The organism is Achromobacter semiaridum, assembly GCF_053543755.1.
This window is the reverse complement of the sequence record NZ_JBLVOL010000012.1, coordinates 1-11,527: the sequence shown is the minus strand read 5'-3', so window position 1 is coordinate 11,527 and position 11,527 is coordinate 1. Positions and strand designations below refer to the sequence as shown.

General features: G+C 66.4%; 11 protein-coding genes and 1 pseudogene. 4 read left to right on the top strand and 8 right to left on the bottom strand.

Annotation, left to right across the window (positions count from 1 at the left end):
- Nucleotides 1–42: 42 nt before the first annotated feature.
- From ACNPP0_RS03155 to ACNPP0_RS03135, 5 genes and pseudogenes are all read right to left on the bottom strand, one after another.
- On the bottom strand, nucleotides 43–279 hold the full coding sequence (locus ACNPP0_RS03155) for a DUF1289 domain-containing protein (RefSeq protein WP_046803018.1): 237 nt from the start codon (nucleotides 277–279) through the stop codon (nucleotides 43–45).
- A 79-nt stretch (nucleotides 280–358) separates the two neighbouring features.
- The gene (locus ACNPP0_RS03150) at nucleotides 359–1,246 is read right to left on the bottom strand and encodes an alpha/beta fold hydrolase (protein ID WP_332609605.1); all 888 of its coding nucleotides are present in this window, start codon (nucleotides 1,244–1,246) and stop codon (nucleotides 359–361) included.
- 21 nt (nucleotides 1,247–1,267) lie between these two features.
- Nucleotides 1,268–1,924: a 3-isopropylmalate dehydratase small subunit gene (gene leuD, locus ACNPP0_RS03145; protein WP_448705004.1), complete on the bottom strand. Its 657-nt coding sequence runs from the start codon at nucleotides 1,922–1,924 to the stop codon at nucleotides 1,268–1,270.
- Nucleotides 1,921–3,342, bottom strand: coding sequence for a 3-isopropylmalate dehydratase large subunit (gene leuC, locus ACNPP0_RS03140; protein WP_448705003.1), 1,422 nt, complete (start codon nucleotides 3,340–3,342; stop codon nucleotides 1,921–1,923). Before leuC ends, leuD begins: the two co-directional genes overlap by 4 nt.
- A 195-nt stretch (nucleotides 3,343–3,537) precedes the next feature.
- Nucleotides 3,538–4,519, bottom strand: a pseudogene (locus ACNPP0_RS03135) (tripartite tricarboxylate transporter substrate binding protein).
- Nucleotides 4,520–4,683: 164 nt separating this feature from the next.
- On the opposite strand from ACNPP0_RS03135, the gene ACNPP0_RS03130 reads away from it, so the two are divergent.
- The gene (locus ACNPP0_RS03130) at nucleotides 4,684–5,607 is read left to right on the top strand and encodes a LysR family transcriptional regulator (protein ID WP_332609600.1); all 924 of its coding nucleotides are present in this window, start codon (nucleotides 4,684–4,686) and stop codon (nucleotides 5,605–5,607) included.
- A gap of 87 nt (nucleotides 5,608–5,694) precedes the next feature.
- Here ACNPP0_RS03130 and ACNPP0_RS03125 read toward each other — a convergent pair whose 3' ends face one another.
- From ACNPP0_RS03125 to ACNPP0_RS03115, 3 genes are all read right to left on the bottom strand, one after another.
- The gene (locus tag ACNPP0_RS03125) at nucleotides 5,695–6,336 is read right to left on the bottom strand and encodes a flavin reductase family protein (protein WP_046803011.1); all 642 of its coding nucleotides are present in this window, start codon (nucleotides 6,334–6,336) and stop codon (nucleotides 5,695–5,697) included.
- A gap of 1 nt (nucleotide 6,337) precedes the next feature.
- Nucleotides 6,338–7,108, bottom strand: coding sequence for a GntR family transcriptional regulator (locus tag ACNPP0_RS03120; RefSeq protein ID WP_448705002.1), 771 nt, complete (start codon nucleotides 7,106–7,108; stop codon nucleotides 6,338–6,340).
- Nucleotides 7,109–7,232: 124 nt separating this feature from the next.
- Nucleotides 7,233–8,195, bottom strand: coding sequence for a polysaccharide deacetylase family protein (locus tag ACNPP0_RS03115; RefSeq protein ID WP_332609597.1), 963 nt, complete (start codon nucleotides 8,193–8,195; stop codon nucleotides 7,233–7,235).
- A 230-nt stretch (nucleotides 8,196–8,425) separates the two neighbouring features.
- On the opposite strand from ACNPP0_RS03115, the gene ACNPP0_RS03110 reads away from it, so the two are divergent.
- The 3 genes from ACNPP0_RS03110 to ACNPP0_RS03100 form a co-directional block, all read left to right on the top strand.
- Nucleotides 8,426–9,616 (top strand): ABC transporter substrate-binding protein, encoded by a 1,191-nt coding sequence (locus ACNPP0_RS03110; protein WP_448705001.1) that lies wholly within the window; start codon nucleotides 8,426–8,428, stop codon nucleotides 9,614–9,616.
- Nucleotides 9,617–9,681: 65 nt separating this feature from the next.
- Nucleotides 9,682–10,560 (top strand): branched-chain amino acid ABC transporter permease, encoded by an 879-nt coding sequence (locus tag ACNPP0_RS03105; RefSeq protein WP_046803008.1) that lies wholly within the window; start codon nucleotides 9,682–9,684, stop codon nucleotides 10,558–10,560.
- On the top strand, nucleotides 10,560–11,527 hold a 968-nt coding region (locus ACNPP0_RS03100; protein ID WP_448705000.1), incomplete at its 3' end, for a branched-chain amino acid ABC transporter permease. The genes ACNPP0_RS03105 and ACNPP0_RS03100, both read left to right, overlap by 1 nt.

Below are 11,527 nucleotides of genomic sequence, written 5' to 3'. Positions count from 1 at the left end.
GATCGGCCCCCGGCCGTGGTCACCCGCGCCGCAACGCGCCGTTCAGTTATTGCGCCGGGGGTACCCCTGCGCCTTGATGCGCACCCAGACGTCGCGCTTTTCCTCTTCCGTCATGAAGACCCAGTTGGCCACTTCCATGGCCGTGCGGCCGCAACCCCGGCAGATGTCATCGAACAGCGTCGAGCACACGGCCACGCAGGGGGAGTCGGTTGCCTTGAAGACGCGTTGCGCGTCGTCGGGGTCGGGTAGTTCGGAAAGGTTGGCAAAGTGGCGATTCATGGGGCGAAGGTTACCACCAGGGTTGTGTCCCTTTTTGGATAGCCCTATCGCCCGCCAAGGCTTGATTGACGGCCGCCGCCTAGCGCCATCCGAAGAACGCGCCGGCCTCTTGCAACAGCGCGTCGGGGCACTCTTCGGCCAGGTAATGCGCCCCCGGCAAGGGGCCGCCCGACACGTCATCGGCGATGGCGCGCCATAGCGCCAGCACGTCAAAATTCCTGCCCACCGCGCCGCGCTCGCCCCACAACGCCCGCACCGGCATGCGCAGCCTTTCGCCGTTGGCACGGCCCGCGCGGTCATGCTCCAGATCCACGGTGGCCGACGCGCGATAGTCTTCGCAGATGCCGGTCGCCCAGCGCGGCAGGCGCGCCGCGCGTTCGTATTCCGTCATTGCCTCGGCGGAAAAATGCGCCAGCCCACCGGGCCGGCCGCCCATCACCGACCGCAGGTAGAACACCGGGTCATGCTCGATCATCGTCTCGGGCCCCGGCGTGGGCTGAATCAGCCAGAACCAATGGAAGTACGCCTGCGCGAAGGCGCGTGTGGTGCCCTCGTACATGTCCAGCGTCGGCGCAATATCCAGCAGCATCATGCGCGACACCGCGTTGGCATGGTCCAGCCCCAGCCGGTGCGCCACGCGCGCGCCGCGGTCATGCGCCAGCACGTCGAAACGCGCATGGCCCAGCGCCTGCATCACGCCCACCATGTCGGCCGCCATCTCGCGCTTGGAATGCGCGATGTGGCCGGGTGAGGCCGCGGGCTTGGTGCTGTCGCCATAACCACGCAGGTCGGCCGCCACGCAGGTGCGATGCTGCGTCAGCGCCGGCCATACACGGTGCCAGATGGCGTTCGTTTGCGGATGGCCGTGCAGCAGCAGCAAGGGCGGGCCCGACCCGTCGATGCGCGCGGCGATCTCAACGCCATTGGCCTGGATACGACGCACCGGCAAGTCGAAGAATGCGGTCATGGATATTGCCTCCTGGTGGATTTATTGTGCCGCCCGATCCAGGCGGTCGCGCACGGTGCGCGCCACATCCTTCATCCACGGATGCCGCGCCCAATGCGTCGCCTCGAACCGTTCTACCTCGGACAATTGCAGCAGCGACGCGCCGACCATGTCCTGGCCCTGCGCAAACATGCGGCGATGGCGTTGGGGCAGCGCAAAGCTTGCCGTCCAGCCATCCGCCGTGCGCACCTGCCCCGCCATGACGTCGATGGTCACGCGATTGCCGCCCGATTCCTGCGTATTGGACACCCTTGCGAGCAAGGCGTCGACTTCCAAGGCGGGCAGGCTGACCAGCAGCAAGCCGTTGTTGACCGCGTTGAAGTAGAAGATCTCGCCAAAGCTGGGCGCGATCACGGCGCGGATGCCAAATTGCTGCAAGCCCCACACCGCGTGTTCGCGGCTGGACCCGCAGCCGAAGTTGGGGCCGGCCACCAGCACCGACGTGCCCGCGTAGGCGTCCTGGTTCAACACAAAGCCGGAACGCGGCGCGCCATGCTCGTCAAAGCGCAGGTCGTACAGCAGGCCACGGTCCAGCCCCGCCTTGTCGATGATGCGCAGAAACTGCTTGGGCATGATCTGGTCAGTGTCCAGATTGGAAAACGGCAGCGGCGCGGCCACGCCTTCGATCAACGGGTTCATTTGGCAAGGCTCCATTCACGGACATCAACAATGCGGCCGGCCAGCGCGGCAGCGGCGGCCATGGCGGGGCTCATCAGATGCGTGCGCCCTGCCCGCCCTTGTCGCCCTTCGAAATTACGGTTGGTGGTGGACGCGCAGCGCTCGCCGGGCCGCAGCACATCGTCGTTCATGGCCAGGCACATCGAACAGCCGGGTTGACGCCACTCGAAGCCCGCTTCGATCAGCACCGCCGCCAGCCCTTCGGCCTCGGCCTGCGCGCGCACCGCGCCCGAGCCTGGCACGACCATGGCGCGCACGCCGTCGGCCACTTTCCTGCCGCGCGCCAGTCCTGCCACGACACGCAGGTCTTCGATGCGGCCGTTGGTGCAGGACCCGATGAACACGCGGTCCACCGGCACGCCCGCAATCGGCGCTCCCGGCGCCAGGCCGATGTAGTCCATCGCCTTTTCCAGCGCCAGCCGCGCCAGCTGGTCGGGTTCGGCTTGCGGATCGGGCACGTGGCCCGTAACCGGCAGGGCCTGGTCGGGGCTGGTTCCCCAGGTGACAAACGGCGCGATGTCGGCGGCGTTGAACACGTGCTCTACCTCAAAGACCGCATCCGGATCGCTGCGCAACGTGGCCCAGTACGCACGCGCCTGGGCCAGCAGGTCGCCATGCAGTTGCGGCGCGTGCGCGGCCACGTAGGCGTCGGTGGTGGGGTCTGGCGCGATGAGCGCGGCGCGCGCGCCGGCCTCCACCGTCATGTTGCACAAGGTCATGCGGGCCTCGGCGGACAGCGCATCGATGGCCTGACCGCAAAACTCCACCGCGTGTCCGCGCGCGCCTTGCGCGCCGATCCGATGCACCAGATAAATGACCAGATCCTTGGCGGACACGCCTACGCCCAGGGTGCCGTCCACCCGGATGCGCATGTTGCGCGCCACGCGATACACCAGCGTCTGCGTGGCCAGGATGTGTTCAACCTCGGACGTGCCGATGCCAAAGCCCAGCGCCCCCAGCGCGCCGTAAGTGGTCGTATGGCTGTCGCCACACAACACCACCATGCCGGGCAGGATCATGCCGTGCTCGGGCGCAATCACGTGTTCAATGCCCTGCAACGGGTCGGTCGTGTCGAACAGCGCAATGTGCTGGGCGTCGCAATTGCGCTTCAGGTTCACGGCCTGGCGCGACGACGCTTCATCGGCAATCACCCGCAGCGCCGACGGCACGGGATGTGTGGGGATGATGTGGTCCACCACCGCCATCTGCTGGCCCGGCCGCAACACGGCGCGGCCGCGCGCAGCCAGCCCGCTGAAAGCTTGCGGGCTGGTGTATTCATTCATGATGTGCAGATCGACGTACAGCAGGATGTGCTCGTCGTCGATGCGGGCCACCTCGTGGCTGGCCACCAGTTTGTCGTACAGCGTCATGCCGGGCATGTCTTGCTTCCTTATGTCTTGCCTGCTTGCTTGATTGCTTGCTTGATTGCTTGCCTGTCTAAAGCGGGGCGCCCGCCTTGCCGACGGACGGGCCTTGCTGCGTCTTGCTGCGTCTTGCTGCGTCTTGCTATGCCTTGCCGTGTCTTCTGTGCCGGCTCGATCGGCTGCATCAGTCAGCCGGATCAGTCAGCCGACTCAGTTCGCCTGGATGCCGGCGTCCTTCACCACCCCCGCCCAGCGCGTCATCTCGGCGGCCACCATGTCGTCCGTCTTGGCGGGCGTGGACACCAGCGGATCAAAGCCCTCGCGCTGCATGCGCGCCTTGAGCTCAGGCGATTGCAGCGCCTGGGCCAGCTTTGCGTTCAGGGTGTCGATCACCGGCTGCGGCGTACCGGCAGGCGCGCTGATGACGAACCAGGTGTTGAATTCATACCCGGGCAAGCCGGATTCCGCGATGGTCGGCACATCGGGTAACAGCGGCGAACGCGTGCTGCCCGTCACGCCAAGCGCACGCAGCTTCTTGCCGTCCACCTGCGGCTTGGCGGCGGACAGCACCGGGAAGCTCATCTGCACCTGCCCGCTGATGGTGTCGACCATGGCCGGCCCGCCGCCCTTGTACGGCACGTGCAGGATCTGCGTCTTGGACACCGACTTGAACAGCTCCGCCGCCATGTGGAAGGTGCTGCCCGTGCCGGCCGACCCAAAGCTCAGATCGTTGGCGGGCCGCGCGCGCACATAGGTCAGCAGTTCGCCGACGGTTTTCACGGGCAGGGTGTTGGTCACCGTCAGCACATGTTGCGACGTACCCACCGAGCCCACCGAACGCAGGTCTTTCTTCGTGTCGAACGGCATGTCCTTGAACAGCGCCGGGTTGATGGCCAGCGACATCGTGTTGATGGCCAGCGTGTAGCCGTTGGGCTGCGCGCGCGCCACGGCGGCCATGCCGATATTGCCGGACGCGCCCGCGCGGTTTTCAACGATCACGCTTTGGCCCAACGCGCGCGCCCACGCGTCCGAGATCAACCGCGCGGCGATATCGACGCTACCCCGGCGCAAACGGCACAATCAACGTCACAGCGCGGTCGGGAAAGGCGTCGGCGGCGGTAGCCGGAAGGCTCCAACAGGCGCCAGCAACGAGCGCCGCGCACCACGCGCGGGCGGTGGGTCTGATCTTCATGCGTTGTCTCCTCGGTTGGCCGCGTTGATGGGAGATCCCGTGCGGCTCTGGTTGGGTAAAGCCAGTGTATAAGCCGGGTAGATTCTTATAATTCGCGGTACGCCGAATTCTTTATTAAATTAAATTTATAAATCTCCCTTCGCGCGCCCCACCGCGCCCCTGCCATGGACGCTCTTTCCGATCTCGCTTTCTTTTCGTTGGTGGTCAAACACGGCAACCTGTCCGCCACCGCGCGCGAACTGGGCCTGACCCCGCCCGCCATCAGCGCGCGCCTGGCCCGGCTGGAACAGCGGCTGGGCGTGCGGTTGCTTAACCGCACCACGCGCCGCGTCAGCGTCACGCAAGAAGGCGAGCTATACCTGGCCGAAGGCGGCCGTATCCTGGCCGACCTGGAAGCGCTGGAACGCTCGGTATCCAGCGCCCGCGCCCAACCCCAAGGCCTGCTGCGGCTGAACGCCACCTTCGGGTTCGGCCGCGCCCACATCGTGCCCGCCGTATCCGACTTCGCGCGGCAGTATCCCGACGTCGAAGTGCTGATGCGCCTGACAGACCGGCCGCTGAACCTGATCGAAGAAGGGTTCGATGTTGCCGTGCGCTTCGGCGACCTGCCCGACGCCCGCCTGACGGCCCGCAAGATCGCCTCTAACCGCCGGCTGCTGTGCGCATCGCCGCGCTACCTGGACGCCTACGGCGAGCCCCGCACGCCGGGCGACCTGCAACGCCACCGCTGCATCGTCGTCCGCGAAAACGACGTCGCCTACGGCACCTGGCGCCTGCAAGCCGGCCAGCGCACCGAAACCGTGAAGGTGCGCGGCCCGGTCAGTTCCAACGACGGTCAAAGCGCGCTGGAATGGGCGCTGGACGGCCACGGCATCGTCATGCGCTCGGAATGGGAAACCGCCGCCCACCTGCGCGACGGCCGTCTACGCGAAGTGCTGGCCGACTGGCGCACTCCCCCCGCGGACATCCATGCGCTCTACCCGGAACGTCTGAACCTGCCGGCCAAAACGGTGGCGTTCGTGGACTTTCTGGCCCAACGGTTTGCGCGGTATCTGAAGGCCCCGGGCGGGGCGGGAGGAACGTGGTGATGCAGGCTGCCAACACGGCCAACCGCGCCGGGTCATCGGACGGTCCGACGGGCTGGCCCCGCCACGGCGGGCGTAGCCGCCTTCCGCTCAGATTTCATCAATCGCCGTACTTGCCGTTGTTCCCGCCGGGGCTTCCCCCGCGCCGATGGCGTAGCGGTCGCGGGTGGTGACGTAGAAGCTGGCGCCGAAGCGGCCTACCGGGAAGTAGTCTTGCAGGCGCACACGCCAGGTGTCCGTGTCGATCAGGCCGTCGCGGGCGTGCAGCCAGCGGACCTGGCCGATGAAGATCTGGCGGCTGGCGGTTTCCATGGTTTCGTAGAGCGTGCATTCGAAGGCCACCGGCGCCTGCACGATACGCGGCGGCTTGACGTGGTGGCTGGGCGCGGCGTCCAGGCCCGCGTGAGCAAGCTCGCTGACGTCGGCGGGCAGGCGGTCGCCGCAGCGGTGCATCTTTTCGGCCATGGCTTCGTCGGTCAGGTGCACCACGAATTCCTTGTCGCGGGCAATGTTGCGCGCCGTGTCCTTCAAGCCGCCGTCTTCCAGTCGGTTGATGCTGACCATGACGATGGGCGGATCTTCGCCCAGCATGTTGAACATGCTGAACGGCGCGGCGTTGACCACGCCGGTTTCCGACAAGGTGGTGATCAGCGCGATGGGCCGGGGCACGATCAGGCTGGCCATCAGCTTGTAGCGCTGGTATTCGGTGATTGCGTCGAAGTCGATTTCCATATCAGGCCAGTCCCAGCATCTGGGCAAGGGTTTGCGCGGGCTGCGGGCGTTCAAGGCTGATGCGCCGCTCCAGGTCCGCCAGGTGGTTGTCATTGATTTTCACGGCCTCGGCCACGTCGCCGCGTTCCATCAGGTCCACGATCAGCACGTGTTCGCCGTGTTCGCAGGCGGCGTTGCCGGGCGGTTCATACAGGGCCACGATAAGCGAGCAGCGCGACACCAGTTCCGCCAGATAACCGTGCAGGATGGCGTTGCCGGAAAGCTCGCCCAGACGCACGTGAAAGGCGCTGGCCTGGCGCGCCCAGGCGGGCTGGCCCGCGCGATGCAACAGCGCGTGTTCATCACGCAGCTGCTTGCGCAGCGATGCGTAGTCGGCCTTGGTGGCGCGCGCGACGGCCAGCGGCAACAGCGCGGCCTCCAGCGCGCGGCGTGCCTGAAAGATCTGGCGCGTGTCTTCGGGCGTGGGCTCGGCCACCACGGCGCCCCGATTGTGGTGCAGGTCCACCACATGCTCGTGCGCCAGCCGCTGCAAGGCCTTGCGCGCCACCGAGCGCGACACGCCGAACAATTCGCAGATGGCCGCTTCGGGCAGCTTCGTGCCGGGCGTCAGCCGCTGGCTCATCACGCTTTCATAGACGGCTTCGCAGATGCGGCCTTCCATGTCGCTGTCGGGCGCTCCGTCGGGAAGGACGGCGCCCGGGTCGGGCGTGGCGTCGTTCCTGTCACGGGCGGCGGGTTTGGCGCGGGGTTTGGCGGATTGTCGGGTTGGCATGCTGGACTCGGGCAATGGGCTCGGGCAATGAAAAGGTAAGAGGGCGGCGGACAAGGGGTCGAGGGATGGCGCAACCGGTGGCCGCTCTGGATGGCCGATCCGGATAGCCGACCTGGATGGCTGCTCAAAGCGCCGCGATCACCCCCGGTGGCAGGCCATCCACATGGCGGCAGATTTCGCCGGGCGTGGTGAACCAGATTTCGCCACGATCGCGCGCGGCAGCCAGCGGTTCCAACGCCCGCCGCAGATGACGCAAGCGGTACGGCTGCCCGACGATATAGGGATGCAGCGCAATGCCCATCACCAGCGGCTGGCGGGCGGACTGCGCGCGCATCTCTTCGAACTGGTCAAGAATCATATCGGCAAAGTCGCGCGCGTCCATCTTGCGGCCCATGATCATCGGGATGTCGTTGAGCTCTTGCGGGTAAGGAATGGCCCACAGGTCGCCCGCGCGGGTGCGCATGCGCATGGGCTGATCGTCATGGCACCAGTTCAATGTATAGCGGTAGCCAGCCTCGGCAAGCAGGTCGGGCGTGGCGTGGCTTTCAGATATCCACGGCGACAACCAGCCCGCCGGCGCCTGCCCGACATGCCGTTCGATGCGGTCGCGGCAATGCGCCAGCAGCGCGCTTTCCTCGTCTTCCGGCAAGCCGCCCTGGCGATGTGCGTTGCTATAGCCGTGGCCGATCAGTTCGTCGCCGCGCGCGCGAAACGCCTCGACCAGTTCGGGGCAGTGGTCATACAGCGCGGTGTTGATCAGCACGCCCGCCGGCAAGCGCAGTTGGTCGAACAGATCCAGGCAGCGCCACGCGCCAACGCGGTTGCCGTATTCGCGCCAGGCGTAGTTCAGCACGTCGGGATGCGGTGACGCGGGCCCCAATTCGGCTCCAAGCCCCTCGCCAAACGCAAAGTGTTCGATGTTGAAGCCCAGATACACGGCCAGGCGCGCACCGTTCGGCCAGGTGTAGTCGGGCCGGCCGGCGATGCCCTGATAGGTGAAACGGCCGTGGCAGGCCAACGCGTCGGGCGTCCACGCATCGGCGTCGTTACGCCCCGGATTAGTGCTTGCGAGCAAGGTTGGATTCATTTTGGTGCAAATCCTGATGCATGATTGTTAACAAAATTCCAGAAGCTTTGGAAACAAAACTAGGCTTTGACGCGGACAAACCACGTTCAAAGACGCTGCTTGCCCCACGTGGCGCAGTGATCGACACCCCCGGCGGCCAGGCCGGCACAGATGGCATGGATCTTGCATGGGCTACGCAAGCAGCACCTATCCCCATGCAAGATCCGTTCCACTTTTTCAGGAGTGCCCCGATGGTCCCGACCCGCCGTTCCTTCCTGCTTCGCGCCACCGCCGCCGCCCTCTTCACGGCTGGCCTTGCCTTGCAACCGGCGCTTGCCGCCGACCCCATCAAGATCGGCCTGATCACCGCGCTGTCGGGTGAATCGGCGCGCGCCGGCGAAGCGCTGACGCGCGGCATGAGCATCGCCATCGACGAGATCAACGCCAAGGGCGGCCTGCTGGGCGGACGCCAGATCGTGCTGGTGCGGCGCGATGACCAAGGCAACCCCGCCAAGGGCATGGCCGCCGCGCGCGAGCTGATCTTCAAGGAAAAGGTGGCCGTGCTGTTCGGCGGCCTGGACACGCCGGTGTCGATGGCGATCGTGCCCATCGTGAACCAGGAAAAAGTGCCGTTCATGGGTCCGTGGGCCGCGGGCACCGCCATCACGCAGAACAAGGGCAACCCGAACTTTGTGTTCCGCGTGTCGGCCATGGACGAGATCGTTGACAGCGCCATGCTTCAGTACGCGCAAAAGACGTTTCAGACGGCCAAGCCCGGCCTGATCCTGGTGAACAACCCCTGGGGCGAATCGAACGAAAAAGGCCTGAACGCGGCCATGGCCGCCGCCAAGGTCACGCCGGCCGGCACTGAAAAATTCCAGCCCAACGACCTGGACGTGGTGCCGCAGCTGAGCCGCCTGAAGGCGGCCGGCGCCGACACGCTGTTCCTGGTGGGCAACGTGGGCCCGTCGGCGCAAGTGGTGAAGTCGCTGGACCGCATGGGCTGGAAGGTGCCGATCGTGTCGCACTGGGGCCCGGCGGGTGGCCGCTTCACCGAGTTGGCCGGCCCCAACGCCAAGAACGTGCACTTCGTGCAGACCTACAGCTTCTTTGGCACGCAAGGGCCCGTGGGCGACAAGGTAATGCAGGCGCTCAAGACCAAGTATTCCGACATCAAGGGCCCGCAGGACATCACCCCCGCCGTGGGCGTGGCCAACGCGTACGACGGCATGCAGCTGGCGGCGCTGGCGATTGCGCAGGCCGGCTCGACCGATGGGGATGCAGTGCGCCAGGGCTTCTACAAGATCGGCAAGTACGACGGCCTGATCAAGACGTACGAACAACCCTTCACGCCGACCTCGCACGACGCGCTGCGCGAGAACGACTACGTGTGGACGCAGTTCATCGACAACCGCATCCTGCCCGTCAAGGGCACGCAATAAGGCGACGCGGCCCGGCATCGCCGGCCGCCACGCAAACCAGCATTTGAATCACGCGGGAGACGCGCATGTTGTTGATGTCCGCCATAGTCAGCGGCCTGGGTCTGGGAAGCATGTACGGGCTGATGGCCCTGGGCTTCTACCTGACCTATGCCGTGTCGGGGACGGTGAATTTTGCCCAGGGCAGTTCCATGATGCTGGGCGCCGTGCTGACCTATACCTTTGCGCAGACGCTGGGCTGGCCGCTAGCGCCCGCGCTGTTGGTGGCGCTGGCTTTGTGCGGCGTATATGGCCTGGTGGTCGAACGCCTGGCCGTGCGGCCGTTCGCCAGCCGGGGTTCCAACGCATGGTTGATGTCGACGGTGGCGCTGGGCATCGTGCTGGACAACGTGGTGATGTTCACCTTCGGCAAAGAGCCGCGCAGCCTGCCGTCTCCGCTGGCCCAGGCCCCGCTTGAAATCGGTGGCCTGGGGCTGGGCATCTATCCGCTGCAATTGCTGATTCCGTTGGTCGGGCTGGCGCTGGCGGCCGCCCTGCATACCTTGTCGCGTCGCACGCGCTGGGGCGTGGCGCTGCTGGCCGTGGTGCAAAACCCGAACGCCGCGCGCCTGATGGGCATCCCGGTGCGCCACGCCATCATGGCCGCGTTTGCCGTGTCCACGCTGTTCGCGGGCGTGGCCGGCGCACTGGTGGCGCCGCTGTTCAACGTGCAGGCGGACATGGGCACGCTGTTCGGGCTGAAGGCGTATGTGGTCGCCATCCTGGGCGGCATCACCAGCGCCTGGGGCGTGATGATCGCGGGCCTGCTGTTCGGCGTGGTCGAAGCGCTGATCACCGTGGCGCTGGGCTCCGGATACACCCAGATCATCAGCTTCACGCTGGTGATCGTCATGCTGGCCGTGCGTCCCAACGGACTCTTCGGCCGCGCCGATGTCAGGAAGGTCTGATGAATAAGCAACTTGCATCGCGCTGGCTACCGCTGGCGCTGTACGCCGTGCTGGCCGTGGCGGCGCTGGCTCTGGCGGCCACCGTCAATGGCTACTACGTCTTCGTGCTTGGCAACGTGGCCTTGCTGGCGCTGGCCGGCATCGGCTTGAACGTATTGCTGGGCCTGACGGGGCAGATGTCGTTCGGACACGCGGGCTTTTACGCCATCGGCGCCTACACCGTGGCCATCCTGACCGGCCAGGCGGGCTGGAGCTTCTGGTTGGCGTGGCCGGCGGCGGCGGGGGTGGCGGGCGCCTTTGGCCTGCTGCTGGCGCTGCCGGCGTTGCGCGTCAAAGGTCCGTACCTGGCGATGATCACCATCGCGTTCGGCTTCATCGTGGAACACGCGCTGATTGAAGGCGGCGATATCACCGGCGGCCAGAACGGGCTGATGGGCATCGCGCAGCCCTCGCTTGCCGGTATCGGCGGCGACCGGGGCGTGGCGATGCTGGCCATCGTTGCGGTGTTCGTGGCGTTGGCCGCCTACGCGTTGCTGTCGCGCGGGACCTGGGGCGCGGCGATGCGCGCCGTCAAGGACAGCGAGACGGCCAGCGAATCCATCGGTATCAACCCCTTGATGGTCAAGACCGTGGCGTTCATGGTGTCGGCCGCCGTGGTCGGCCTGGCGGGCGGCCTGGTTGCGCCGCAAGCCGGCATGATCACGCCGCACAACTTCAACTTCATGCAGTCGATCCTGTTCGTGCTGGCGGTGACGCTGGGCGGCGCGGGATCGTTGGCCGGCCCCTTGTTGGGCGCGGTGGTGGTGGGCCTGCTGCCCGAACTGCTGTCCAGCCTGGAGGAATACCGGCTGCTGTTCTTCGGCGCCTTTCTGTTGGTGGTGTTGTGGGCCGCGCCGGACGGCGTGGCGGGCTTGCTGTCACGCTGGCGGCGCCGCGCGGCGAACCATGCGCTGGCGCCACGCCAAGG

What these genes read in the sequence shown, in the direction of transcription:
- ACNPP0_RS03130 (WP_332609600.1), top strand. Translation starts at nt 4,684, where the DNA reads ATGGACGCTCTTTCCGATCTCGCTTTCTTTTCGTTGGTGGTCAAACAC.
- ACNPP0_RS03150 (WP_332609605.1), bottom strand. Translation starts at nt 1,246, where the DNA reads ATGACCGCATTCTTCGACTTGCCGGTGCGTCGTATCCAGGCCAATGGC.
- leuC (WP_448705003.1), bottom strand. Translation starts at nt 3,342, where the DNA reads ATGCCCGGCATGACGCTGTACGACAAACTGGTGGCCAGCCACGAGGTG.
- ACNPP0_RS03120 (WP_448705002.1), bottom strand. Translation starts at nt 7,108, where the DNA reads ATGCCAACCCGACAATCCGCCAAACCCCGCGCCAAACCCGCCGCCCGT.
- ACNPP0_RS03110 (WP_448705001.1), top strand. Translation starts at nt 8,426, where the DNA reads ATGGTCCCGACCCGCCGTTCCTTCCTGCTTCGCGCCACCGCCGCCGCC.
- ACNPP0_RS03115 (WP_332609597.1), bottom strand. Translation starts at nt 8,195, where the DNA reads ATGAATCCAACCTTGCTCGCAAGCACTAATCCGGGGCGTAACGACGCC.
- ACNPP0_RS03155 (WP_046803018.1), bottom strand. Translation starts at nt 279, where the DNA reads ATGAATCGCCACTTTGCCAACCTTTCCGAACTACCCGACCCCGACGAC.
- leuD (WP_448705004.1), bottom strand. Translation starts at nt 1,924, where the DNA reads ATGAACCCGTTGATCGAAGGCGTGGCCGCGCCGCTGCCGTTTTCCAAT.
- ACNPP0_RS03105 (WP_046803008.1), top strand. Translation starts at nt 9,682, where the DNA reads ATGTTGTTGATGTCCGCCATAGTCAGCGGCCTGGGTCTGGGAAGCATG.
- ACNPP0_RS03125 (WP_046803011.1), bottom strand. Translation starts at nt 6,336, where the DNA reads ATGGAAATCGACTTCGACGCAATCACCGAATACCAGCGCTACAAGCTG.